Origin of the sequence: Flavobacterium gelatinilyticum (assembly GCF_027111295.1) — a bacterium.
Lineage (GTDB): Bacteria > Bacteroidota > Bacteroidia > Flavobacteriales > Flavobacteriaceae > Flavobacterium > Flavobacterium gelatinilyticum.
In genome coordinates this window covers 5273107-5299536 of sequence record NZ_CP114287.1, presented here as the reverse complement: position 1 = coordinate 5299536, position 26430 = coordinate 5273107, and the positions used below count along the sequence as shown (strand labels likewise).

The 26430-nt window shown below is 36.7% G+C and carries 22 protein-coding genes; 15 read left to right on the top strand and 7 right to left on the bottom strand.

Annotation, left to right across the window (positions count from 1 at the left end; translation table 11 throughout):
- Positions 1-5: 5 nt before the first annotated feature.
- The 3 genes from OZP11_RS22945 to OZP11_RS22935 form a co-directional block, all read right to left on the bottom strand.
- Positions 6-3383, bottom strand: a complete 3378-nt coding sequence (locus OZP11_RS22945; RefSeq protein ID WP_281232812.1) for a SusC/RagA family TonB-linked outer membrane protein — start codon at positions 3381-3383, stop codon at positions 6-8.
- A 150-nt stretch (positions 3384-3533) separates the two neighbouring features.
- Positions 3534-4463, bottom strand: coding sequence for a FecR family protein (locus tag OZP11_RS22940; protein ID WP_281232811.1), 930 nt, complete (start codon positions 4461-4463; stop codon positions 3534-3536).
- An 89-nt stretch (positions 4464-4552) separates the two neighbouring features.
- Complete coding sequence (locus OZP11_RS22935) at positions 4553-5140, bottom strand: RNA polymerase sigma-70 factor (RefSeq protein WP_281232810.1); 588 nt, start codon at positions 5138-5140, stop codon at positions 4553-4555.
- Between the two features lie 301 nt (positions 5141-5441).
- Here OZP11_RS22935 and OZP11_RS22930 point away from each other — a divergent pair, with 301 nt between their 5' ends.
- The 7 genes from OZP11_RS22930 (at position 5442) to OZP11_RS22900 (ending at position 12246) form a co-directional block, all read left to right on the top strand.
- Positions 5442-5771 (top strand): hypothetical protein, encoded by a 330-nt coding sequence (locus OZP11_RS22930; protein ID WP_281232809.1) that lies wholly within the window; start codon positions 5442-5444, stop codon positions 5769-5771.
- A complete protein-coding gene (locus OZP11_RS22925) occupies positions 5752-6681 on the top strand; it encodes an FAD:protein FMN transferase (protein WP_281232808.1) in 930 nt (309 codons plus the stop codon). The genes OZP11_RS22930 and OZP11_RS22925 overlap by 20 nt, the downstream gene beginning before the upstream one ends.
- On the top strand, positions 6660-7934 hold the full coding sequence (locus OZP11_RS22920) for an RnfC family protein (RefSeq protein WP_281232807.1): 1275 nt from the start codon (positions 6660-6662) through the stop codon (positions 7932-7934). The genes OZP11_RS22925 and OZP11_RS22920 overlap by 22 nt, the downstream gene beginning before the upstream one ends.
- Positions 7931-9016 (top strand): RnfABCDGE type electron transport complex subunit D, encoded by a 1086-nt coding sequence (locus OZP11_RS22915; protein WP_281232806.1) that lies wholly within the window; start codon positions 7931-7933, stop codon positions 9014-9016. The genes OZP11_RS22920 and OZP11_RS22915 overlap by 4 nt, the downstream gene beginning before the upstream one ends.
- Before the next feature lie 10 nt (positions 9017-9026).
- A complete protein-coding gene (locus tag OZP11_RS22910; RefSeq protein WP_281232805.1) occupies positions 9027-9677 on the top strand; it encodes a nitroreductase family protein in 651 nt (216 codons plus the stop codon).
- Positions 9678-9786: 109 nt separating this feature from the next.
- On the top strand, positions 9787-10779 hold the full coding sequence (locus OZP11_RS22905) for an endo alpha-1,4 polygalactosaminidase (RefSeq protein WP_281232804.1): 993 nt from the start codon (positions 9787-9789) through the stop codon (positions 10777-10779).
- Between the two features lie 492 nt (positions 10780-11271).
- Positions 11272-12246, top strand: a complete 975-nt coding sequence (locus OZP11_RS22900; protein WP_281232803.1) for a leucine-rich repeat domain-containing protein — start codon at positions 11272-11274, stop codon at positions 12244-12246.
- Positions 12247-12371: 125 nt separating this feature from the next.
- Here OZP11_RS22900 and OZP11_RS22895 read toward each other — a convergent pair whose 3' ends face one another.
- A complete protein-coding gene (locus tag OZP11_RS22895) occupies positions 12372-12884 on the bottom strand; it encodes a PRC-barrel domain-containing protein (RefSeq protein ID WP_281232802.1) in 513 nt (170 codons plus the stop codon).
- A gap of 63 nt (positions 12885-12947) precedes the next feature.
- Complete coding sequence (locus tag OZP11_RS22890) at positions 12948-13112, bottom strand: hypothetical protein (RefSeq protein ID WP_281232801.1); 165 nt, start codon at positions 13110-13112, stop codon at positions 12948-12950.
- Positions 13113-13332: 220 nt separating this feature from the next.
- Here OZP11_RS22890 and OZP11_RS22885 point away from each other — a divergent pair, with 220 nt between their 5' ends.
- Both OZP11_RS22885 and OZP11_RS22880 read left to right on the top strand, forming a co-directional pair.
- Positions 13333-15333, top strand: coding sequence for a GAF domain-containing hybrid sensor histidine kinase/response regulator (locus OZP11_RS22885; RefSeq protein ID WP_281232800.1), 2001 nt, complete (start codon positions 13333-13335; stop codon positions 15331-15333).
- A 13-nt stretch (positions 15334-15346) separates the two neighbouring features.
- Positions 15347-16333 (top strand): SDR family NAD(P)-dependent oxidoreductase, encoded by a 987-nt coding sequence (locus OZP11_RS22880; protein ID WP_281232799.1) that lies wholly within the window; start codon positions 15347-15349, stop codon positions 16331-16333.
- A 96-nt stretch (positions 16334-16429) separates the two neighbouring features.
- Here the strand turns inward: OZP11_RS22880 and OZP11_RS22875 are convergent, their stop codons facing one another.
- A complete protein-coding gene (locus OZP11_RS22875) occupies positions 16430-17269 on the bottom strand; it encodes an alpha/beta fold hydrolase (RefSeq protein WP_281232798.1) in 840 nt (279 codons plus the stop codon).
- A gap of 289 nt (positions 17270-17558) precedes the next feature.
- Between OZP11_RS22875 and OZP11_RS22870 the strand changes: the two genes are divergently transcribed.
- Positions 17559-18341, top strand: coding sequence for an alpha/beta fold hydrolase (locus tag OZP11_RS22870; RefSeq protein WP_281232797.1), 783 nt, complete (start codon positions 17559-17561; stop codon positions 18339-18341).
- Here OZP11_RS22870 and OZP11_RS22865 read toward each other — a convergent pair.
- Positions 18338-20311, bottom strand: a complete 1974-nt coding sequence (locus tag OZP11_RS22865) for a sigma 54-interacting response regulator (protein ID WP_281232796.1) — start codon at positions 20309-20311, stop codon at positions 18338-18340. The two genes, OZP11_RS22870 and OZP11_RS22865, sit on opposite strands and share 4 nt — an antisense overlap.
- A 206-nt stretch (positions 20312-20517) precedes the next feature.
- On the opposite strand from OZP11_RS22865, the gene OZP11_RS22860 reads away from it, so the two are divergent.
- From OZP11_RS22860 to OZP11_RS22840, 5 genes are all read left to right on the top strand, one after another.
- Positions 20518-22953, top strand: coding sequence for a histidine kinase dimerization/phosphoacceptor domain -containing protein (locus OZP11_RS22860; RefSeq protein ID WP_281232795.1), 2436 nt, complete (start codon positions 20518-20520; stop codon positions 22951-22953).
- A 178-nt stretch (positions 22954-23131) separates the two neighbouring features.
- Complete coding sequence (locus tag OZP11_RS22855; protein WP_281232794.1) at positions 23132-23881, top strand: hypothetical protein; 750 nt, start codon at positions 23132-23134, stop codon at positions 23879-23881.
- Positions 23882-23899: 18 nt separating this feature from the next.
- Complete coding sequence (locus OZP11_RS22850; RefSeq protein WP_281232793.1) at positions 23900-24937, top strand: alpha/beta hydrolase; 1038 nt, start codon at positions 23900-23902, stop codon at positions 24935-24937.
- Positions 24938-25014: 77 nt separating this feature from the next.
- A complete protein-coding gene (locus OZP11_RS22845) occupies positions 25015-25554 on the top strand; it encodes a hydrolase (RefSeq protein WP_281232792.1) in 540 nt (179 codons plus the stop codon).
- A gap of 7 nt (positions 25555-25561) precedes the next feature.
- Complete coding sequence (locus OZP11_RS22840; protein WP_281232791.1) at positions 25562-26332, top strand: alpha/beta hydrolase; 771 nt, start codon at positions 25562-25564, stop codon at positions 26330-26332.
- The last annotated feature ends 98 nt before the right edge of the window (positions 26333-26430 follow it).

The window sequence follows — 26430 nt, the reverse complement described above, 5'->3', positions numbered from 1 at the left end:
TCTTATTATAAAGTCAAACTTAAATTGAAACCATAGGTTGCCGGCGATGGCATCTGCCCCATTTCGATACCCGGTAAAATGGTATCTCCGTTTAATGCCGCCGTTTCAGGATCATAAATTGGAAAATCAGATACGGTTGCTAAGTCTCTTCCGAATACGGATATTTGAAGGGACTGTAATCCGGTATTTTTAAGCCATTTTTTTGGCATATTGTACTGAAGGCTTATTTCGCGAAGTTTTGCATAAGAAGCATCAAAAGAGTTTGACTCTATGTTTGCTCTTCGGTAATAACGTCCGTACCAATCTGCAGTTTTCACTTGTTTGGTATTTGGAGAATACGATCCGTCAGCATTTTGAACTACACCCTCACCAATGATGAAGCCGTCTGTCCTTCCCTTATTATTTGAATTTAATTTACCCTGTTCAGAAAGTTTATGGTGTGTCTGCGAATAAATAATCCCGCCGTACTGACCGTCGATAGTTACATTCATAGTGAAATTTCCAATAGAAAAACTATTCGTTAAACCTGCTTTCCAATCCGGGCTTGCATCGCCAATATGCTGTATTTCGTCAGGATAAGCCGGAAGCCCTGCATTATCATACACAATCTGTCCATCCGGAGACCTCACAAATCCAAAACCATAAATGGCGCTTGTAGTACCGCCTACTTTTGCAATAATCGAAGCCGTTCCTCCGGTTCCAATTATCTGCTGTCCGTCGATTCCTTCCGGTAATTCCATTACCCGGTTCCAGTTTCGTGACCAGTTTATAGTTGAATTCCATTTGAAATTTTGACCATCTATAATTTTTCCGCCAAGAGTAAGCTCTATACCGCGGTTTCTAACTTTCCCTCCGTTTAAAACGGCACCACTGTAACCTGTTGAGAAATCCATCGGAATATCGATAATCTGGTTTTTGGTCACACTTTCGTAAACTGTTGCATCCGCTGTAAGTCGGTTTTTAAGCATTCTGATTTCAAAACCTGTTTCAAAACTGGTTGTAATTTCAGGTTTAAAATGGTTGTTATATAAAACCGTTAAAGTCTGGGCAGAACTTGGAAAAGCACTTTGTCCGTAATATTTCTGTGTTTTATACGGTTCTGTGTCATTTCCAACCTGAGCAAAAGAAAGTCTGTATTTTAAGAAATCTATTGATTGCGGCAGTGTAAACATTTCTGAAACTACAGCACTTGTATTAATTGACGGATAAAAGAATGAATTGTTTTCTACCGGAAGTGTACTGGTCCAGTCATTTCTTCCTGTAACATCAACAAAAAGCATATCCTTATACGACATCGATACTAAACCATACAAACTGTTCATTTTTTTGTAAGCATCACCCAAAGTTAAAATTGGTGCGCTTGAACCGTTTGACAGTTTGTAAACTCCCGGAACAACCAAACCGGTTACTTCGGCTTCTGTTCTTCTGTATTTATAGCTCATTGCATTTCCTCCGGCAGATGCCGCAAGAGAGAACTTACCGCCAAAGTCTTTTTTATAAGAAAGTAAAAAGTCTGAATTGATTTCCTGTTTAAAAACATCCTGTCTTTCATAAAACCCTTTTGCATATCTGTTGATGCTGTACGGTCTTTTTTGTTCTCTTGTTTGGTTGTAGGTATTCATAGAAGAACGCAGCATCAAATCCAGGTTTGAACCCAAATTAATATTGGCAAAAATATTCCCAACAATCTGATCACTGTCTAATGTATTTGTGGCTTCATAAGCAATTAAATACGGATTGTCGATGAAAGAGCTGAAAGGATGTAACTGCTGAATCTGTTCTTTTCCTTTCTCCCAAATTGGGCGGTACCAGTTCAAATCGATATTAGGCTGCTGAAAAATCATGAAATAAGCAATCGAACCGTTGTTGTATCCTGTAGAAGGGAGATTTTCGCTGTTTCTGGTATTGTAATTTACTGTTGTTCCCAGTTTAATTTTATCCGAAACCTGATAATTTGCATTAACTGCCGCCGTAACTCTGTCAAATCCGGTATTAGGCATAATCCATTCGTTCTTTTGATTTCCTAACGAAAGTCTCATTGAACCTTTACTGTCACCACCCTGAATGGAAACGTTATTATTTAAAGTAACACCTGTTCTCCAGAAATCTTTACGATTGTCTCTATACGACTGCCACGGAAGTCTTTCTGCCGATTGTCCTTGTACAGCAGGATCATATTGGTAAAAGTTTTGTCCTGTAAAAGCGGGTCCCCAGGCACTGCTGGTTCCGCTTGTTGAAGTTCCGTCGGCAGAATTTCCATACGAATAATACTGGTTCCCGAAAGCATCCGGTGAATTTCCTGTTCCCTGACCGTACGTGTATTGATAATCCGGCCATCTCTGGATTACATCAAATGTAGCTCCTGTGTTGAATGAAATTCCTAAACCTTTATTTTTCTTTCCTGATTTTGTGGTAATAATCAACGCTCCGTTTGCAGCACGGCTTCCGTAAAGCGCAGTTGCACCTGCTCCTTTAAGAACCGTTACGGCATCAATATCATCCAGGTTAAGATCAGAAATCCCGTTTCCGTAATCAATTGGAGAATCTTCTCCCATATACGCACTTGTTGAACCTGATGTTGTCATTTCGGCATTTACCGGAACTCCGTCTACTACAATTAGTGCGTAATTGCCTTTTGGGCTTAAGGATCTGTTTCCTCTAAGGGTAATTTGTTGTGAATTTAAAGGTCCTGAACCTGTAGAAGTTATACTTAATCCTGCTACTTTCCCTTTCAGTCCTGATGACCAGTTGTTTGGTCTTCCCTGCGATAAGTTTTCAGATTTGATGGTTTGCTGCGAGAATCCTAATTTTTTTTCTTCTCTTTTAATTCCTAATGCCGTAACTACAACTTCATTTAGTTCACTGGTACTGGGTTTCATTGTTATCGTAAGCGGGCTTGTACTGGCCGAAACTTCCTGAGAAACATATCCCATATACGAAATAACCAATACAGCCGAAGAGTTTACGGCAAAACTGAAATTCCCTTCCATGTCGGTCATGGTAGAAGTTTTTGTTCCTTTTTCAAGAATCGTAACTCCGGGTATCGGCATTCCGGTTTCGTCAAGCACTTTTCCGCGGACATTTAACTGTGCACGAAGATTGTTTGTAACGGTAATGGTGTTATTGAGTTTTCTAAAGGACAATCCTGTTTTTGCCGCGATCTTTGTCAGCACTCCGTCAAGGCTTTCCTTTTCTGCGTAGATTGAAATGCGTTGTGAAGTTCCTGATATTTTTTCATCAAAAACAAAAGTAAAAGTTGTTCTCTGTTCTACTGCTCTAAAAAACTCTGTAATTGTTGCGTCTTTTAAATTCAGGCTTATTTGTACGTCTTTACCAGATTGTCCCAAGGCAAATCCGCTAAAGGAAAAAATTAATAAAATCATTAAGTAAAGATTTTTCATCTTTATATACTTATTGAAAAAAAATTGTAGTTTCGTGTCCATTATTACTATTAGGCTATAAATTTTATTTTTAGTCTTTTTTAATGCCCGTTTCCGTTGCACCGGAAGCGGGTTTTGTTTTTTTCTGTTTTTTTATTTTGTCTGTTTTCTTATAATGATTTGGTTTTTAGTTTTATAGTTTATTTTTAGTTCTTTCAGATAGGCAATACTTTCCAGTACATTCTCCAGTTTTTCATCTTTAAATTTTCCTGAAATAGTAAGATCATTAAGTTCCTGATCTTCAATCGTAATGTCGACATTATACCAGTTTTCGATGATTTTTACGGTTTCAGAAAGTTTGGTATTTTTAAGGATAATGGTGTTGCTTATCCACGCGATTTTATCATCGCTGTTTTCTGTAGAAATCTGTAAATCAGAATTCTTTAACAAATCGGCCTGCTGGTTTTTAGTAATCTGAACTTTTTTTCCGGTTGGCGATGTTACTTCGACCTTTCCGGTAATAACACTCACTTTGGTATCATGATGATTATAAGAATTGATGTCGAATGAAGTTCCCAAAACCCTTACTTTTACATCGTGGGTTTGTACAATAAAAGGTCTTTTAACGTCTCTGAAAACTTTAAAATACGCCTGTCCCGTAAGCTGAATATTTCTAGTAGATTCAAATTCTTCAGGATACGTAACACTGCTGTTGGAGTTTAGAACAATGACACTGCCGTCTTCAAGAAAAATTTCTTTCTTTTCGCCTTTTGCAGTAACCTGTGTAATTGCTGCAGGTTTGAAAACAAATTGCGCTGCCGAGAATGCAATCGTAAGTCCGATAACCAAAACCGCGGCGATTTTAAGCGCTTTTCTAATTGAGTATTTTTTTGGTTTAACCTGCAATTCTAAAAGAATCTTATTTAGAATGGCTGCTCCTTTTTCATCTGATATTTCATTTTCTATATCTGATGGCTGTTCCTGCATTTTATCAAAAAACGCTTCAACAGTCATTTTTTCTTCGGGTGTGCAGTTCCCTTCTTCGTATTTTTTTGCCAGAAGCAAAAAGTTTTCTTTTTTCAAAATATGTGCTTTTATAGACAAGTCACATTTTTTGAATCGAACAAGTAGTCAAAAATACAGGCTTAACGTTTTCTTAAAACGGGTGCTTTTTAGTTAACATAAAGAAACGCCGCCCAGTAAAAAAGAAGATAATTATACGATGCCGAATTTAAACGAAGCTGCTTTAGCGCATTGCTGATGTGTTTTTCTACAGTATGAACAGACAGATTTAATTTTGCTGCAATTTCAGCATTTGTAAAATGTTCAATCCGGCTTAATAAAAAGACCTCACGGCATTTCGGGGTTAATTTATTGATCTGATCGTTGATGTTTTTTTCAAAATCAACATATTCGAGATCATTTACAGTAAAACCCGGATCCGGAATAGTATCCAGTACTTCGATATGCTGCTGGTCAAATTTGAGGTTTCTAAGCTGATTGGCAATTTTATATTTTACAGCTCTAAAAAGATACGCTTCAAGGTTGAGGATTACTGTATTTGACGCGTTTTTCCAAAGACTTATAAAGATTTCCTGAACCATGTCCTCACAGACGGCTTCATCTTTATAAATTTTGAAAGCGTAGGTGTAAAGTTTTTTCCAGTAGCGGTTAAAAACAATTGAGAACGCAGCATCGTTTCCCTCAAAAATTAATTTTTGAAGTTCATCATCTGTCATTTTCAAAAGATTTCTTTCCATGGAGATTAAAAAAGCAAATGAAAAACAACCGGCAAAAAATACCTAAAAACTTAATTTATCTTTATGTTAAATAATTAAAGTACTTCTAACTCTTCCCGGTACTTATCTGTTGGACGCATTATACTTTTTAAAACAAGATCTGGTTTTACAATTTCATAATAAAACGTAAAGACTGCAGAAATAAAGCGATGACCAATTCAATTCGTCACTGACGAATTCAATGAAACATTGAAATTACTTCTTTTCAGCCAAGGTGCTTTATTTTTGGCCAAGCCCCTATTATCATAACTTTTCTTCAAAAATGATTAAAATAAAAACGAAATATATTGCTCTTTATGTGCTGGGAATTTTGCTGCTGATTTTCGGGCAGCGCAGTTTTTGGGAAAGCCTGCTTAAGGAAGCAGAAGACAAAAAAGAAGCTTTGAAACTACGAAAAGAAGCAGAGGATGCTTCATCAAAGAAATTCGAGGTTCAGAAACTGGAATATGATTCTGTTAAAAGCAAATGGAAAAACAATACGCTTTATTTTCAGACCATCCATACGGGAAGTATCAATTTTAAAGCCCTGAAAAATAAAACCAAAACAGTGGTGGAAACAAACGATGACGAAAATGCTTCAGAAAGTTCCTAAACAGTATCTGGCCCAGACCCGAAGAATTTTTCACTGCAATTGCAAAATCAAGATTCCAATTGAATTTGGCGAACAGCTTTTGGAGAAATCCTTTGAAGTGCTCGAAGAAATAGACAGAAAGTATAACTCATATGTATCCGGTTCCTTTTTCAACCGCATTAATGAGATGAGAGGAAGCTGGGTTACTGTAGACAAAGATTGTATTGAGATGATCAACACAATTCAAAAGGTTTCGGTTATTACCAAAGGCCATTATGATATTACCTGTATGCCGCTGCTGCGACTCTGGGGATTTTACAAAGAAGATAATCATAAACTGCCAAAAAGTGATGAATTAGCCTATGCACTTGAAAAAGTTAATTTTAGATCGATCCTTACAGACGGCCTGAACATTAAAATAAATACTGAACAGGAAATCATTACCGGTTCATTTATAAAGGCTTTTGCAGTTGATAAAACTATTGCGTTTCTTAAAAGCCAAGGCGTTACAGATGCTGTGATAAATGCGGGAGGCAGTACCATTTCATCATTAAACGATGCTTCTCATCCGGCCTGGAAAATCAATATTCCGGACCCATTTAATAAAGAGGCTTTTAAAACCGGCTTAGAAATCAGTTCACAAACTTTCAGCCTTTCGGGCAGTGTGGATAATCATTTGGTAATTGACGGGAAAAAATATGGTCATATCCTGAATTGTATAACCGGATATCCTGCTGAAACTTTACAGACTGGGGTTCTGACAAAAAGTGCTTTTTTGGGCGATGTGCTTTCTACTGCGCTTTTTACGGTTCCGGCTGTAATGCGTAATGAAGTGACAGCCGAATTGAAAAAACATTTCGATTTTGATTATTTTATAATAGACAACGATAATAAAAAAATACTTGCAGAATGCTTTCAATACCTTCGTTAAAGAAAGAAACTAAGAAGAAACAAATCGCATCTGTAACAGATCCGGTCGATTTTTATATCCCCCTGTCCGGTTACAGAAACTTGATGGAACCCGTTGTAAAAATTGGAGAAACTGTAAAGAAGTATCAAATAATTGCAGCAGGATCTGATATTGCTGCCGAAAAAATACACGCCCCGGCTTCAGGAATCATTAATGCTTTTACTACCATCGGAAATAAAGCAGTCATACATTTAATAAATGATTTTAAAGAAACGAAATCGCCTGCTCCTTATTTTGATCCTTCAGAAATAAATCTTGAAGTATTGCAGGAAATACTGCTTAACTGCGGTGTTAAGGGAGCCGGAGGATCGCAATTTCCTACGCATTTAAAATACAATGTAACAAAAGAAAAAATTAACACCCTGATTTTTAATGGTGCCGAATGTGAGCCTTATTTAATCAGCGATACCGCGCTGATGAAATATGAAATCTACGAGCTTTTGCAGGCAGCTAAAGTTTTGCAGAAAGTCCTGGGTGCACCTGAAATAGTTTTTGGTATCGAAAAACACAATAAATCCCTTAAGGCACATCTTTTAGAAAATGCCAAAAAAATACAGTTAGCCGTAAAAGTTAAGATTCTTCCTGATACTTATCCGCAGGGAGGCGAATTACAGCTTATCAAATCTGTCACAAAACTGGAACTCAGGAAAGGCACTATTCCTTCGCAGCATGGAATTTTGGTTAATAATATCGGGACGCTTCGAGCGGTTTACAATGCCGTTTTTAAATCGCGTCCTATGATAGACCGTATCGTTACCGTTTCCGGAAATAATACCTCTCAAAGTGGAATTTTCAGGGTAAAAATAGGCACCCCAATTGGTCATATTTTAAATCTGACGGATAACCACTGGAATCCCGAAAAACAGACCGTTGTTATGGGAGGCGCTATGATGGGAAAAAGCGTCGATTCGCCTTTGCAGCCGATCGAAAAAGGTTCCGGTGGTCTGCTGGTTCTGAAAAAACTAAAATCAACCGAAAATAATTGCATTAAATGCGGATTCTGTATTGATGTTTGTCCGCAGAAACTGATGCCTCTGGAATTTGTACGACATAATATTGACAACGATCTTGAAGCTCTCCGCACTTTTAACCTTCAGGACTGTATTGAATGTGGTGCCTGTGCCTACATCTGTCCGAGCAATGTGGCCCTTATGGAGAATATTTTTGAAGGCAAAATCAAATTATCAGCATCAGCAGAAAAAATACTACAATGAAAACAGCCCCTTTTATAAAACCTAAATTCAATAGTACCCAAATGGTAATGCTTGACGTTGTATTGGCATTACTGCCACTGGTTATTATTGCCTGTCTTGCATACGGCAGTCTGGTCATGATGCAGTTCATCACTGCCATAACAGCAGCGTTTATTGCAGAGTTTCTGTTTTCTGCTTTTCTCCTAAAAAAATACAATACCATATTCGATGGTTCAGCTTTGGTAACGGCATTACTGCTGGTTCTCACGCTTTCTCCTTTGGTTCCGCTTTACATAGTCGCTTTCGGTGCTGCTGCTGCTATTTTGTTTGGAAAAATATTGTGGGGAGGTTTAGGCAAAAACACCTTCAATCCCGCATTGGCCGGAAGAGAATTTATGAGTGTCTTTTTTTCTTCAGTTATGACATCTTCTGATATATGGAAAACCAAAGGGTTTGTAAAAATAGCACCTGATCAGTTTTTTCCGGCTGCAGATCATTCGGTTCTGAGCGAATATCTTAGTGCAATAGTATACAAAACTTCTGGTGCTGTAGGCGAATATTCCATTCTCTTCATAGTTCTGGGCGGATTTTATCTGTTAATGCGAAATAGAATCAGCTGGCATATTCCATTGGCACTGCTGGGCGTTTTTACACTTCTGCTTTGGTTACCGGGAGGAGCACAACTGCGCTATTCTGCCGCAGGTATTCTGCTTGGTACTCTGTTTATGGCAACCGATATGCCTTCGAGCCCTGCAACTCCAAACGGAAAATTGTATTATGGTATGATGACAGGTCTGGTTATTTTTATATTGATCAAAGGCGGTGTGCAGTTTGAATACATGTCTTATTCTATCCTGCTGCTTAATGCTTTCTCACATCAAATCAGTATACTGTTCCGTCCTGTCGCATGGGGAGATCCAACCGACTGGAAACAAAAAATCGAACCGGTTTTTAATCTCACCATCAAAATTTTAGGTGCCGCCTTTGCGGTTCTGAGCCTCTATTATTATGGACTTATTCAGTATGTTGTTTTCCTATACATATTATACCTCATCACTAAATTCAACTTTTCCTTTTCAAAAAAAATTAACAATGCAATTTAAGAGTAAAAACATGAAAAATTTATTTGTGTCCGCAGTGGCGGCTATTCTGCTTTACGGATGCAGCGAACCTAAGATCGAACGTACTGTTTTTGAAGGCAGTTCCAGAGAAGCCATTATCAGCAATATATTAAAACGAAGATCTATTCGAAAATACACAGACCAGCAGGTTACACAGCAGCAGCTTGATACAATAATGAAATGTGCAATCTACGCACCGAGCGCTCTTAATAAACAGACATGGGAGATTCGTGTGGTTCAGAATCAAAAAATCCTTGAAGAAATGAACAAAAGGTTTCTGGCCTTTGCTCAGGGTAAAGAACTTCAGGGAAGTGCATCCCGTTACAGAGAAGAAGGTTTCAGTATTTTCCATCATGCCCCAACCTTAATTGTAATGGCCGGGGAAAAAGGAAGCAACTACACCAAACTTGACGCAGGTCTTGCACTGCAGAATATACTACTCAGTGCCAATGCTCTTGATCTGGGCACCTGTCCTATTGGTTCTCTTGTGCCTGTACTGAATCTTCCTGAAAATGAAGATATTCTTAAACTATTAAACATTCCCGAAGGATATGAAGTTACTATCAATGTAGCCCTTGGTCATCCGGCTGAAAATCCTGAAGCGCCAATTCGATACAGTGATAAGGTAAAAATTATAAAGTAGATCCATTTTTCGTACATAATAGAATAATTCAGATAAAGTCTAAGGATTTACTTTATGTTAAATACTATTTTTAATCGCATTGCGTTTGTTCAATAAATCAATCTCAGCCATGAAAATTAGACTATTTCTATTATTAGTATCGATGTTAACATTATCCTGCTCAAAAGATAACGATGATCAAAATTCAAATCAGGATCAGGATAATGAAACAGAATACAAAGAGAGAATGCGGGAATTTGTTATTGGAATAAGTAAGTTTGCAAAATCTCAAAATGCTCAGTTTATTGTTATTCCTCAAAATGGTATCGAGATTGTTTCTGCGAATGGCGATGCATCAGGAGAAAATCACAGTGCTTACCTAAATGCCATTGATGGGAATGGTCAGGAAGATTTATTCTTTGGTTACAACGACGATGATCAGGCCACCCCTGCAGCCGATAATCAATATCTGAGAGAACTTCTTGATAAATCAAAAAATACAGGAAAAACAATTCTCGTTACTGATTATTGCTCAACGCCTTCAAAAGTAACTTCATCTTATACTCAAAATAAAAATGCAGGATACATTTCTTTTGCAGCAGATAAAAGAGATTTAACTTCGATTCCGGGTTTTCCCTCTACTATTCCTGATGAAAATGCAACCGTTGTCAAAAAGCTGTCGGAGATAAAGAATTTCCTTTATCTTATTAATCCATCGGGTTTTAGTACTAAAACTGCCTTTATTAATGCGGTTACGGCAACTAACTACGATCTTATAATCATGGATTTGTATTTTTCCGATGGAAGCAGCTTTACAGCAGATGAAATAAACCAGCTTAGAAATAAGGTCAATGGCGGAAAAAGATTAGTTATTTCGTATATGTCGATTGGTGAAGCTGAGGATTATCGTTATTACTGGCAGACCGGCTGGGCTTCAAACAAACCGGCATGGCTTGACGCAGAAAACCCAGCATGGAAAGGAAATTACAAAGTAAAATACTGGAACAAAGACTGGCAGAATATTATTTTTGGTAACAGTGGTTCGTATACACAAAAAGTTATTAATGCCGGTTTTGACGGTGTTTATCTTGATATTATTGATGCTTTTGAGTTTTATGAGTGATATATTACTCATCAGTGAAGCAACCATGTTATTGAATTGAGAGGCATATTGACTGCTGCGGAAATTCTCGCGTGAATATTTATTTGCTGCTTAGATTCGTCTCAGAACACGTTTCCTAAAGACACTATGTGTACAAAATAAAAGACAAAAAACTGTATCGCATACAAAATGGAAAACTTAATAAAGATTTTCACTTAAAAAAGAGGACTAAAATAAGATAAGAAACAGAAACCCTGCAAGTTGTTAGACTTACAGGGTTTCTGTTTTAAATCAATCTTGATACTAAAAAAAGATCAAACATTCTAAAAATGTTTGATCTTTCTAAATCCTTTTATTACTCTCAAAATTACTCTTGCCCCTTCAATATTGTTTCTAAAATGCATAATAGTATAAAATGTAATAATATATAACCATAGTTTATATTTCTTACAAAGTGTAAGTTTTTTACCTACGTTTACATATAAATATTTACTAATCTTTAAATTTCATTTTATGAAAAAATTACTTTTCATTGGCGCTTTAGCGCTAAATCTTGCTGCATGTTCTAATGACAGCAATGAAAACATTAATCCTTCAGCCTCAGTTGTAGATGTGCAGGAAAGTACATTTAACCCTAATCCAAATCCTGAGGATTATCGTGCAGCAAAGCATGAAAAATTTCTTGAAATTGAAAAGTCTATACTGGAAAAAGATTTAACTAAAAAAACTGCTGCCGTATGGGTAAGAACGTATGTCCCTGATTCTAAATTTCGCGCGGCTTTAATGGATAATGGCGCGGCAGAAGAAGATGCGGTATCAGGAGACAACTACATTTTAATAGATCAGTCACGTGGCGGTTTACAGATTGCTGGAAAAGACATTTCGGATCTTACCGGAATCAAAGCTTTTACTAATTTAGTACAATTACTTTGCTCAGATAATAAATTAGCATCAATAGATGTTTCTGGTATGGTAAATCTTAGATGGATTGAATGTCACAGAAATCAGCTGACTAATTTAAATTTAAGCACTAACATAAATTTAGAGCAGGTTTGGTGTCATACTAATAGAATAGAGACCTTATCATTGCCTGCTTCAAATGGTAAACTATTTGGATTATGGGCATATAGCAACAAACTTCAAACATTAAATTTAAATGGTAATATTACTTTAAGTGAACTTTTTATCCAGACAAATGACTTGACAAGTTTAAATTTTGTTCCATTTACTGCTTTACAACAAACAAACTTGTCATCTAATCAATGGGAAACTTTAAATTTTACACAAAATAAAAATTTAAGAATGCTATATATCGAAAGCTGCTCTAAATTAATAGATATTGACCTTAGAAACCAAAATAATAGAAAGATAACAAATCAAAGTTTCTATAATAATAAGTTCGGAACAATAATTCACGTTGATACTGATTTCTTTGAAATTGCAAGAGAGTATTGGAAAAACCACGGTACGTCTACATATGCACTGTAATTTAATTTTATAAATAGTTAGAAAGTCTCCAGTTAATCCTGGAGACTTTTTTATTGCCTCTTATATCTTTTACGACGAAAAGCTAAGTCTATTTTTAAATATTCCTTCACGATTAGACAAGAACATTAGCGGTTATCAAATTCTCTTCGGTTGTAAAAAGTGTCATCGTCACTGTTAAACCCCGCGTCATATTCATCTGCAGGATAATACGATTTTAGTACTCGTCTTTCATAATTTCTGTCAAAATTATGCAGCTGGTCATATCTGCTCGTGTTTCTAAAGGTATTATACCCTATATTGTGAGCCATGACAATTTTTGTGTCTTTATTAATGCTCACAGAACCAATTGGCACAATAATATGGCTCTCTCCCTCTTTATAGATAAATTCTCTTCCGTTGTCATTTGCTATAACATCATGAAGTTCCTTACGGCTGTCTTCTATTAGTGATTTATCTACACTTACATCCAAATACACAACACGCTGCATATCTTTGTTAACCCAGAGATTGTCGATTTTACCTATCGTTCGGTTATCGGCATCTACTATTTTCCATCCTCTTACATCAGAATAATCTGAGGCAATTTTATAATCAGAAAGTTCGTCCAGTCTGTATAAGTTTCTATCTTTCTTTTCCATACGTTCTTTTTTTATTATTTTTTTTCCAAATCCTATTTACGGGAAACTGCAATAGTTTCCTTTTTAGTTTATCGTATCGGTACTTGTCGCGTTTTCGATTTGTACTCCGTTATCAGGCTGCACTTCATCATCTTTCAAAAAAACATAATAAACAAGTGCTCCTATTAAAAGTACTGCTACAATCCATGGCCATATCGGCTTCTTTTTTTCAATTTTTATTTCTGCCATAACTATTTATTTTTAAATATTTTAACTTCATATTAAAAGTACAAATGAAGATGGCTTGGGGAAGTATTTAATTTCAGGCAGAAGTTATACAATTCCCAGTCGGTTAAAATGCCAGTCGAATCTTCAGCAATAATCGTCTGATAATTATATAATCAGTTATCACTTAAAATATAAACAACTGTAAAACAGATTTTTGTAACTTCATAATAAATTTTTGGTTATGGAATCTGTTGATATACCTCTTCCTCAAAATGAATCCGGACGTCTTGAAGCTTTAAGACGTTATAATATATTGGATACACTTCCTGATAACGCTTTTGATGATGCTACAGCGCTTGTATCGTATATCTGCGGTGTTCCTATCGCCTATATTTCGTTTATCGATGAAAGCAGGCAGTGGTTTAAGTCAGAAATTGGTTTGGGCGTTTCAGAAGTGCCTCGTGAAATCACCTTCTGCCGTTACACGATCATGGATTCTAAACTGGTAGAAATTCCAGATACACTGCTCAGCGAACGGTTTAAAGACGATGCCAATGTAACAGGAGGTTTTAAAATTAGATTTTACGCCGGTGTGCCTCTTACCACTCCAGACGGACACCATATAGGGGTTTTGTGTGCCGCAGATCATGTACCAAGAACACTTAACGACAGCCAGCGTACGGCACTTTTGATCGTCGCCCGGCATGTTATCAATACCTTAGAACTAGGAACTAAAAACAACGAACTTGCCCGCCAGAAAAAAATAGCAGAACGCGCCGTGGCGGCCAAAGACAGTTTTCTGGCCAATATGAGCCACGAAATAAGAACACCTCTTAATGCCGTGATAGGTTTTACAGAACTGCTGGCAGATACTAAATTAGATGCACAGCAGCGTGGTTTTGTAAAAGATATTCAAACAGCCGGAGATAATCTGCTGTTGATTGTAAATGATATACTGGATCTCTCTAAAATTGAATCCGGCGGTCTTTCGCTAGAACTGAAACCTTTTCATTTAAAAAAAGCACTCAGACATGTTTATGATCTTCTTAAAGTAAAAGTTGCCGAAGGTGTAGAATTCAATCTGTATCTAGATGCTGAACTTCCGGAAATGATATCCGGCGATCAGGTAAGGCTTAATCAGATCGTAATGAATCTGGCCGGAAATGCTCTTAAATTTACGAATGAAGGCGAAGTAACGATATCTGTAAAAAAAACGGGAGAAACAGATGAGGATTACCTTATTCGATTCTCTGTAAAAGACACCGGAATAGGTATTCCTCAGGAGCATCTCAATATTGTTTTCGAACGTTTTACTCAGGCCGAAGAAAGCACAACCCGAAAATTTGGCGGTACAGGACTCGGGCTCAGCATTGTAAAACAGCTTGTCGAACTCCACGGTTCAACTATAGAGGTTAAAAGCCGTGAAGGTATGGGTTCCGAATTTTTCTTCACCATAGCTTATAAGAAAACATTCGAAGAAACAAATAAGCCTGAAGCGCTTCCGGTTAACGATTTAGGGCGGCTTAAAATTCTTCTTTGCGAAGACAACCGTTTAAATCAGAAACTGGCGCAAAACGTAATCGAAGGTTTTGGTTTTGAAATTGATACTGCCGAAAATGGCGATCAGGGCATCGAATTATTATCTAAAAATCAATACGATCTGGTTTTGATGGATTTGCAAATGCCAGTACGTGACGGCTATCAGACTACCAATTATATTCGTGGTGAATTAAAAAGTGCCATTCCGATAATAGCCATGACCGCACATTCTCTTGCCGGAGAACAGGACCGCTGTTATGATGCGGGAATGGATGGTTATGTTCCAAAACCCTTTAAGCAATACGAACTTCTGGAAGCTATTAAAACGGCTTTAAAAAAAGAACCAAGAACAAACAAACGCCTTAAAGCTGATTTATCACGTATTGAAGAAACTGACCGAAAAAAACCGGGCTGGAAAAAAGAAGTTACCTCGCAGTTTATAGAAAAAGCACCTTTGGAACTTAAAGAACTGGAAAATGCTTTAAAAAAGTCGGATTTTCAAACTGTGCTTCATACCGCAGAACAGCTTCAAATCTGGCTTCATCTTTTTGTTCTTGAAAGTCTCAGTAAACATTTATCGAATATAGAGCACGAAGCTCACAAGAAAAAATTCACAGCCGAAGCTGCAGACAGTATGGAAATACTATACTGCAGTATTCAGGAAGTATTAAAAGATCTTCAGAAACAAGAAGATAAAAACTAAAAATAAATACATTATGGAAGATATAAAATCAAATAAAAACAGCCTTAAAGGAAAAATAGTCGTCATTACAGGAGCAAGTAGCGGTGTGGGACGTGCTGCGGCGGAAGCTTTTGCACGTGAAGGATGCAATTTAGTTATTGCGGCAAGAGGGCGAAAAGGCGTTAATGAAACCGTACAATACTGCCGCGGTTTAAATGTTCTGGCTGTTGGAATTTCCGCAGACATGTCGGTGCCTGAAGATGTCGAGAAAATAACAGCTGCTGCCATGGCTATAGGAGGCAAAATTGACATCTGGGTCAATAATGCCGGTGTTATGGCAAGCGGAAAATTTGAAGAAATTCCGTTAGAAGTTCATCATCAAGTCATTAAAACCAATTTATTTGGCTACATGCACGGTGCTTACAACGCCATTAAAGTTTTTAAAGAACAAAATGAGGGTATTCTAATCAATAATGTATCTATTGGAGGTTTTATGCCTGCTCCGTACAGTGCCGTGTACTCAGCTACCAAATACGGAATAAGGGGTATGATGGAATGTCTTCAAGGCGAAATATCCAACCGAAAACATATTCATATCTGCAACATATATCCGCAGCTGCAAAATTCTACCGGAAATCTTCATTCGGCTAAATATTCCGGTTTCGATATGACGATTCCCTTTATAGCATCTGATCCTCGTGATACTGCAGCAGAAATGGTTGAGCTGGCAAAACATCCTAAAAAAGATTCATTTCCTGATTTAAGGGCTGCCGCTATAACAAGAACTTATAAATTATTTCCAAAAATGGTAATCAATACGGCATCTGCCGCACTTCGGACAAAAATGAAATTCAATAAAGATAAAAGCGGCGATTCCGGAAATGTTCTGACAAATTCTAAAGAACCTTTGCGTGTTTACGGAAAGGTGCCTTCAAAATCGGCAGGCAGTTATAATCTGGCTTTATTTGCCGGACTTGGACTTGGTATAAGTGCGGCTTTGTTTCTGCTTAATAAAAAATAGGAACTTATAAAAAATCAAAAAGCCGGAACATTAAATTTTTCCGGCTTTTTCATTCCAGATTTTAAGATGAAAATCTAAATCAGTGAGACTGAACCTCTATTCTGCATATTTTACAAAATTGATAATGTGTTTTGAAGTCAGTTCCGGATATTGATGCTGTGGTGCGTGGCCCGTTCCTGCATAAACCACCATTTGGGCATTTGTCATCTGATTAAAAAATGAATACCAGTTTTCGACAGCAAAACTAATATCATGATCTCCTGAAATGATTAAAATAGGTATTTTTGTTTTTTTTATCTGCTCCCTAAAATTCAAAACATCTTCTCTAAAACCATCTCCTCCGCCAAAATACAGCTGAAAAACATCCATTGTTGAAGGGATTTTTTCTATCTCAATTTTTTTATAAATCCGGTCATGAGACGCTTTTGCCGTCAATCTGCTCGATTCTGATTTTGGTTCGAAAAACAATACAATTTCGTCATCAAAATCATATAAGGGTTTTAGCGCTGCATCAATAAAAGCCTGTTCAATTGGAATTTCATTTTTACCGGGCGGATTTGTTCCAATCAAAACCGCATGCGTTACAAGGTTAGGATACAACAATGTTGCAGCCTGCGCTACTAATCCGCCGTAAGACCATCCTAAAACCACAATCGAATCTATTTTTAGAATATCGGCAAGGTCTTTAATGTCCTTTGCTACAATTGTAATATCAGGCGCTAAACTCCCTGTAGAAGAACCAATTCCCGAATAATCAAATACGATAACATTGAACTTTTTAGCCATCAATGCAACAAATAACGGATCCCAGGTATCGATAGTTCCTCTAAAACGGTTCACAAAAAATACTGCTTTTCCTTTCCCGTACGAACGATAAGCAATTTTACGATCGCCGGCATCGGCAAAACGTGTCTCTGCATCATAAATTTTTTTCATAATTATAATTTAAAGATTGGTAGTATAATAACTCATTCGGTTTGAGGCAGTCAAAGATTAAACCAAAACACAAAACACTGAAAAACAGGACCTTTATTAAATATAAGTTCCTTTGCAGTTATGATATTTCAATAATCAAAACTTCTTTTTAACGATATTTAATAATTACAAAATCATCATTTCTATAAATGCTTTTATAATCAACACTTTACAAAAAAGGCATTCCTTTTGTTTTCACCAGTCAAACCACTTCCGCTTTTCTGAAAAAGAATCTTAATGATGTAATAGTATGTATGCAGCTAATAGAAAAACGATTATGTTTATTACAGGAGCTTTTATAAACCATTCCTGCTGGGAAGAATGGAGTGCTTTTTTTGAAAGTAAAGGATACAAAACCGTTGCCCCGCCCTGGCCTTACAAAAACGAAACATCGCAGACTTTACGGCAGCAGCCACATCCTAAAATTGCCGCTATCCGGCTAGCCGTTTTGCTGGAATATTACACTGAAATTATCGCAAAACTTCCCGCGAAACCTATTTTAATCGGGCATTCTTATGGAGGTCTTTTAACGCAGTTACTGATTCAAAAAGAGCTGGGTTACGCCGGAATCTGCATACATTCTATACCTCCGGGTAATTTGATTTATTTTAATATGGGCTTTTATAAAAAAATCGGGAGTATTCTTAATTTCTCTTGTTTTGGAAGAAAAAGTTATTTGATGCCTTTTAAAAAATGGCAGCAGTATTTTACCGGCCAAATGTCTTTTGTAGAACAAAAAGAAACCTATGAGCAGTTACTAATTCCGGAATCGCAAATACTCTTTCGGGATATTTTTTCTAAAACCGCCAAAGTCGATTTTAAGAAAAAACACGCACCGTTATTGTTTGTTTCAGGTTCAGAAGATTTTTTTATTCCGGCATCAATTCAATATTCCAATTTCAAAAAATATAAAAATATTCATTCTATTACTTGTTACAAGGAATTTCAAAATAGTAACCATTTGGTTTTAAAACAGCAAAATTGGGAATACATCGCGGCATTTATCACAGACTGTCTGGAAAAAATAGGTTAACCTATTTCTTTTTTGATTTCCAGTTTCTTTATTTTAGAATTTAAAGTCGACGGATGAATATCTAAAATCTCGGCCGCACCGCCTGCTCCGGATATTTTTCCGTTGCATTTTTTCAGAATATATAAAATATAATCTCTTTCGTTTTCTAAAATCGTTTTTATCGAAAATGATTCAGCAGTCTGCTCCGGATGCAGTTTTGAAGACATCGAAAGTTCAATTTCTTTAATCGTATTTCCATCAGTCAGCAAAATCGCACGCTGCATTACATGTTCCAGTTCCCTGATGTTTCCGGGCCAATTGTAATTCATGATCTGCTGCAAAGCAAAATCAGAAAGAACAGGTATTTTACGTCCCATTTTTTCAGAATAAGTTTGTATAAAATGATTTGCCAGATCCGGTATATCTTCTTTTCGTTTTTTTAATGACGGCACTATAATAGGGAAAACATGCAGACGATAATACAAATCCATCCTAAAACGTCCTGCAGCTACTTCTTCTTCGAGATTTTTGTTGGTGGCCGCTATAATCCTCACATCAATTTTTAAAGAAGTCATCCCGCCAACACGTTCAATTTCTCTTTCCTGTAAAACGCGAAGTAATTTTACCTGAAGCTCGAGCGACATCTCTCCTATTTCATCCAGAAAAACAGTACCTCCGTCTGCCAGTTCAAATTTGCCGATTCTCCTGTCCATTGCACCTGTAAAAGCACCTTTTTCGTGACCAAAAAGCAGCGATTCGGCTAGATTTTCCGGAATGGCGCCGCAATTAATTATAATCAAAGGTTTATCTTTTCTTGGAGACAAAGCATGAATACTTTGTGCAATTTTCTCCTTTCCGGTACCGCTTTCGCCTAAAACCAGAACCGAAGTATCTGAAGGCGCCACTTTTCGTATATAATTAAAAACAGAAATCATCTGCGAGCTATTGCCTATAATTCCTTCAAAACCTTCGACTGTACCAGCAGGTTTTGGCTTTTTAATTTCTTCTATTGGAACCGGCATACTGAAATCCTGTTTCGAATAAATTTTATTGATAAACTGAGAAAAAGTAAGTTCCAGCGAATTAAGAAGCTTTAAATTTTCCGGCAAATAAATATTCAGATTCCGACTGTAAAAAGTAAAGTGATAGCTCTGGATCGATGCTATCGAAACGGGAAAAACCAAGTACGATTTTATCCCGAAATTATGGGCAATCAAAGCTTTTATAGGTGCTTCCTGAAAATTATTAATTAAAGATTCTTCGCTGTAAATAACAGGTTCTTTATCGATTTTAGACTTTTTATATGTTTCATTTATTTCTTTTTCAGACAGAACCGCTATTTGAGAAAGCTTTTTAGAATCTATGATTTGATAAAGGTCGATGTTTTTACGTATAATTCCCAGATTGTCGTAATGTGTTGTTGTAACAAAACCTGTTTCCAAATAATCAAAAGGAATATAAGTCTGGATTATTTTACCAAAAGCCAGCAGCGCATCTTCTCTTTTAAGATTTGAATCTATAATTTCTTTAATCTCTTTCTGGAGTTGAAATTGCTGTATTAACTGCGATTCGAGGCTGTACTGCTGTCTATAAAATGCGATTTCAAGTGTCGTTAAAACATCCTGATCCCGAAATGGTTTTACAATAAATCCATACGGCTGCGTGGTTTTTGCCTGATCTAAAATACTCTTACTGGAATTGGCCGAAATAAATATAAACCCGATAAAGTTTTCTTTAAGACAATGTGCCAGTTCGATTCCGTTTCGGTTTCCTTTCAGCATAATATCCAGAAAAACCAGATCCGGTTTCTCAAGTTCTATTTGTTCTAAAGCCTGTTCTACAGAACGTGCAATTCCTGTTACTTCGTAATTTGCTTTTTCGAGAATTAACTGCAAATCGTGAGCTTCGATAAACTGATCTTCTACAATTAAAATTCGTTTTTTAGAAAGCGTCGGTACAGCTTCATATCCGTTATCGGCAGGCTTTTTCATAAGTGAAGTAATTTTCGTCTAATTGTACACTTAATTTATTGATACAAAAATAGTTAATTATCATGTTTAAAATTAACCATTTTCAAAAATAGGCAAATAAAAATCACATTTAATATTAAATTTCATATTAATTTAGCAGCTACACAGAATTGTTTTCGTTTATATTTGTTAATCAAAAACTTACTAAAATTTAATTCTAATAAAGTATGAAACTACTATACTCCTTTGGTCTTTTATTTTTTATTATAATTAATTCCAAGGCACAAAATCATCCAGCATCAGCAGGTTACGACTTAAAAAAGAAACGCTTATTGATACAAACCTGTTCGACGTATTTGTATAATTCGAATCAGGGACAAATTGATGCCGACAGTTCTGTGGTATTAACGTGCAGAGCCTATAAACTTCCTGTCTCCTTAGCTTATGATGAAGGTTATAATGACGGTTCATATTTAATTGGAAGCGACTTAATAAACAAAGGAAACATTGATGCTGCGAAAAAACTTTTTGCCAAATCAAAAGATCTGAACAAATTAAAACTGGCTCTTCAGTTAGGAAACTTTTACTTATTTAAATCTTTTGCCAAACCTGATGATTTAAAAAATGCGAGCCTGTATATCACAGAAGCAGCGGCAATTAGTAATCAGCTCAAAATTAAAAAGTGGCAGCAGGAAAGTGAAATGCTTTTAGGTAAATTTTACTTCCAGATTAACAAATATCCTGAAAGTAAAAAATGCTTTTCGCAGGTAGTTGAAGAATGCAGAAAACAGGGAGACAAAGCAACACTTGCCTATGCTTTACTGAATCAGGCCAGCTATCAATATGATTTAGATCCTGAAAAAGAGAAAATCCTCAAAGAAGCAGAATCTCTGTATGCCGCTCTGGGTATGGAGGAAAAAAGGATCGAAACAAAAATGAAAATAGGTACGATTTATTTCTGGCATGGAAAAATTAATGACGCCAAGAAAATACTGTATCAGAATATTGCTGCCATGCGAAAAATTGGTTTTAGACAGCAGCAATTTGGAGAAACCACTATTTCATATGTAGAAGGTGTTCAGTTCAATATGAAAAGTGCATTTTATTATGCTTTAAAAAGTGTCGAAACCATGGAGAATACAAAAGACTACACCTTTGCTGATATTTTTTATATGAGGCTGGGATTAGTGTATTTACAAATGGGACATTATGACGAAGCCACAAAAATGGCCGAAAAAAGTATTAAACACGGGCAGAATATTTACAACAGCGGAAACTGGTACAAAAGTTTTATAACTGCCGCGGCGGCATTATCCATGAAAGGAAAAAATAAAGAAGCCATAGCCTATATGAATACGGTTACGGGTAAATATGCTCCTTCAAATCAATTTGATGCCATGCTGGTTAATTTTGCCTACGCAAATTGTTACTGGAGATTAAAAAATTACGGAACCGCCGAAAAGTATTTTGTAAAAGCAGGTATTGCAGCAGATGCTGTAGACTCGCCCCAAACCTATCGAGACGTTTGCAATACCTACTCCTCTATTGCATTATTTTATGGCAATCGAAAAAATCTTCAAAAAACAAAACTGTATGTAGATAAAATTGAGGCGCTTTCTAAAAAATACAATAAAACATACAACTCAGAAGCGCTTCAGGTATCGTTATATAAAATGGATTCTCTAAAAGGTGATTTTAAATCGGCTCTGGCGCATCATAAATTGTATAAGAAACTGAATGATTCTCTTATGGATTATGCTAAAAACAAACAAATAGAAGAGCTTAAAATTCAATATGAAACGGTTAATAAAGAGCAAAAAATCAAGCTTTTAAGTCAGGAATCTGATTTAAAGGAAACCGCTTTAAAAAAATCAAAATTATTAAATACACTTTCTGTCTGGAGTGTTGTTTTATTGGTTCTTATCATAGGATTATTGTATAACCGATACCGACTGAAACAAAAAAACAATGCCGAATTAGAACTGAAAGAAAAAGAAATCAATCAAAAAAATATTAATCTCAGACATTTACTCGATGAAAAGGAATGGCTTTTAAAAGAAATTCATCATCGTGTAAAAAACAACCTTCAAACCGTAATAAGTCTGCTCAACTCACAATCTGCTTATCTGGAAAATGATATGGCGTTATCTGCCATTAAAAACAGTCAGCACCGGATACATTCTATGTCTTTAATTCATCAGAAATTGTACAATTCAGAGAATATTTCGACAATTAATATGCCCAATTACATTAAAGAACTTGTCGAATATTTAAGAGAATCTTTTTCGCTTGGACAGCGCATTCGCTTTGAACTAAAAATTGATCCGCTGGAACTGGATGTTGCTCAAGCTGTGCCGTTGGGACTTATTTTAAACGAATCTATTACAAACTCCATCAAGTATGCCTTTCCGGAAGACAGGACAGGAATGATTTATGTTACTCTCGAATCTACTTCTGAAAACAAATATCTGCTGACCATTGCCGATAACGGAATTGGTTTTGATACCACTATCAGCGATAAGAAAATCAATTCGTTTGGTTTAAGTCTCATAAAAGGTTTAAGCGATGATTTGGAAGCTTCTTTTTCTATGGAAAATAAAGACGGAACTATTCTTAAAATTGAATTTTTAAAAGAGTTTCCCATAAATGAAAAAAGAAGGTAAACTGAAAAACAGACTCTGATTTCTTTTATAGCGAAATCTCACTAATCTAAAATTGTTTAGCGAAATATAGTGCTTTTAATTCGACATAAAAGCGCTAAATCCCAGTATGCAGGCATTTTATTGACATGGCATATAAATTGGTTTTTCCGGGAGAGTTAACCCATAAAAACCATTTATTATGAAAAAATCAATATTACTGGCAATCATTCTGTTTCTGAACTACAACGCTGCAAAAGCCTGTGACAAATGTGGTACTTACAACAACAGCGATTTTAAAATAAAATCGGCGACGATAACTCATAAAGCTGATTTAGGTCTTACCGTCTGGGATATTAAAGTCGAAGGAACAGCAGGAAAAACAATGCCTAAACCGGTCGGACAATTAAATGGTGCTCCGGTATTGGCTTATGTTTTTCCTACCACTTTAAAATCTGCTGATATTGGTTTCGGTCAGGCCGAAGGCATTGTGGCACTTGCCCTGACCTCTCATCCTGATTTTGAAGACACACCGCTTTGGGATGAAAATCTTGACGGGAATTATCTGAATGACGGCTTAATCTGGCATGCTCACTGGGTTTTACTCGTAGAAGACAAACGTGTTGGAGGCGGACTTTCGGTTAAAGAATTTACAAAAGGAGATCCTAAAGTTGTGCTCCCGCCAACTAATCCCGGAATGGCAATGTATATGGACAGCCCGGGTTTTAATATCGTGACAAAAGGAAACTCTATAAAAGTCATCGTACCTGATTTTAGAATCAACAACAAAACCAATTTCAAGTTTGATGCCGTAAGCTGTTATATGGAAGTCAGTACAGGTGCCGGAGGTTCTCATGACTCCGAAGGTTCTAAACCAATGCTTGGGGTTTATAAAGTGTATACCGTTGCAAGCGGGAACCTGTCTTTACCATATTCTGTTAAATCAAATTAACCTTAAGTTTTCAATAGTATGAAAAAAGCAAACCTCTTAAAAATGATATTAATTCCGTATATAATTCTATCCAATATGACAACCAGAAGCTATGCCCAGACAGATTACGCCTCAGATCCTCATTTAACTCCGGCAGTTAAAGTCTTTTTAAAACCCTTAAATTCCGGCGGAGCGCCATTAGAATCGCTTCCTGCCGGAGATGCCAGAAATGTACTCGTTAGTGCGCAAAATGCCTTCAAGGTTGATTTGTCTGGAATTGAAGAATCTGAAAAAGAAATCACGGCAGACGGTTACAAAATCAAACTGAATATTGTTCGTCCGGCAGGTGCAAAAGGAAAACTGCCTGTGTTTATGTTTATTCACGGCGGCGGATGGGTCTTAGGTGATTATCCCACTCATAAAAGAATGGTTCGTGACCTCACAGTCCTAACGGGGTATGCAGGTATTTTTGTCAATTACTCCCTTTCTCCTGAACATAAATATCCACAGCCGGTTAACGAAGTGTATGCTGCCGCTAAATGGATTGCCGCTCACGGAAATGAAATTAATGTTGACGGGACCAAACTGGGAATAGTAGGAAACAGTGCAGGCGGTAACTTGGCGACTGCCAGCGCATTGATGGCAAAAGAAAAAGGAACGTCTTTGTATAAAGTGCAAATTTTGTTCTGGCCGGTAACCGATGCCAATTTTGAAACAGAGTCTTATAAGAAATACGGTAAGCAACGTTTTCTAACAGATACTTTAATGCAATGGATGTGGGATCAGTATGTTGATATTTCTAAAAGAAAGGAAATTTATGCTTCGCCGTTGCAGGCAGATTTAGACCAGCTGAAAGGTCTCCCTCCGACTTTAATTCAAGTGGCTGAAAATGATATTTTACGAGATGAAGGAGAAGCTTACGGACGTAAATTAAGTGATGCAGGAGTTGTGGTTACAACGGTTCGTTACAATGATGTTATTCATGATTTTGGTTTATTAAACGGTCTGGCCGAAATTCCGCAGACCAAGGCATTGTTTCTTCAGGCTGCTGCAGAACTTAAAAAATATTTGAAGTAAAAAACGTAACTCTACAGAACCTCAGCGTCTTATACACATGAATTTTGTAAATTTAACTCCTAAATAATCAAAGAGTTATGCTTATACAGGAAAATACAGGACTGCTGGTAATTGATGTTCAGGGAAAGCTCGCCCAAATTGTACACAACAGCGAAAAGCTGGCTGTTAATCTGGAAAAACTGATTATGGGGTGTCAGATACTTTCAATTCCGATAATTTGGGCAGAGCAAAACCCAAAAGGGCTTGGCGGTACAATACCTCAAATAGAAAAGTTACTGCGGGAGCAGCAGCCCGTTGAAAAATATTCTTTCAATGCTTTTGATGATGAAATTTTTAAACAAGCTGTTATAGATTCGGGCAGAAAACAATGGCTTATCTGTGGTATAGAAGCTCATATCTGCGTGTATCAAACTGCAATGGGATTATTATCGAATAATTTCGAGGTAGAAATTGTAACGGATTGTGTTTCTTCCCGATCAAAAGAAAATATGGATACCGCTTTGCAAAAACTGCAGAACAAAGGGGCATCATTAACCACTATTGAAATGTGTCTTTATGAGCTTGTTAAAGACTCCAGAAGAGAAATCTTCAAAGAAATTCTAACATTAATCAAATAAAAGAATCATGTCAAAATCTAAAACAATTGTACTTATACACGGGAATTTTGTAAACAACAAAAGCTGGACTGAATGGAAAAAGTACTATGAAGAAAAAGGATATACGGTTTTAACTCCGGCAAATCCGGGACACGAAGGAGATCCCGCCGAGTTGAGAGCAAAAGTTCATCCTGACCTGACTAAAACCGGATTTATCGATATTGTAAACAACATCAGCAGACTAATAGATTCCTTACCCGAAAAACCTTTGATAATAGGACATTCTATGGCAGGTATGGCTGTTTTGAAGTTAATGGAACTGGGAAAAGTTGCCGCTGGTGTAAGTATAGACGGAGCACCGCCTAAAAATGTGTTTCCGCCGTTTCAGACCTTAAAAACAGCATTGCCGGCTTTTGGCTTTTTTTCTTCCAAAAAATATTTTATGGGAGACCGCAAATGGTACGATTATGCCTTTTTTAATACCATAACAGAACCGGAAAAAAAGAACGCTTTTGAAAAATTTGCAGTGCCTGAAAGTTACAAAGTCAGCCGGGAATTGGTTTTAAACTCGTTCTCGAATATCAATTTTAAAAAACCCCATGAACCTATTTTGTTTATTGGCGGCGGCAGTGATCATATATTTCCTCCTTCTCTTACCGAAACAATAGCCCGAAAGTACCGCGATACTGCCGGGCGTACAGATCTTAAAATATTCCCCGGTAAAAGCCATTTTATCTGCGGAGAACCCGGCTGGGAAACTATTGCCGATTATATTCTGGATTGGTACGAAAAACTATAGATTTAATGATGCAAAAAATACTAAAACCGTATCGAGTACTGTTTCAAAACAAAGGAGTTTTTCTGCGAGAAACTCCTTTGTTTTTCTTCTCAAGATTA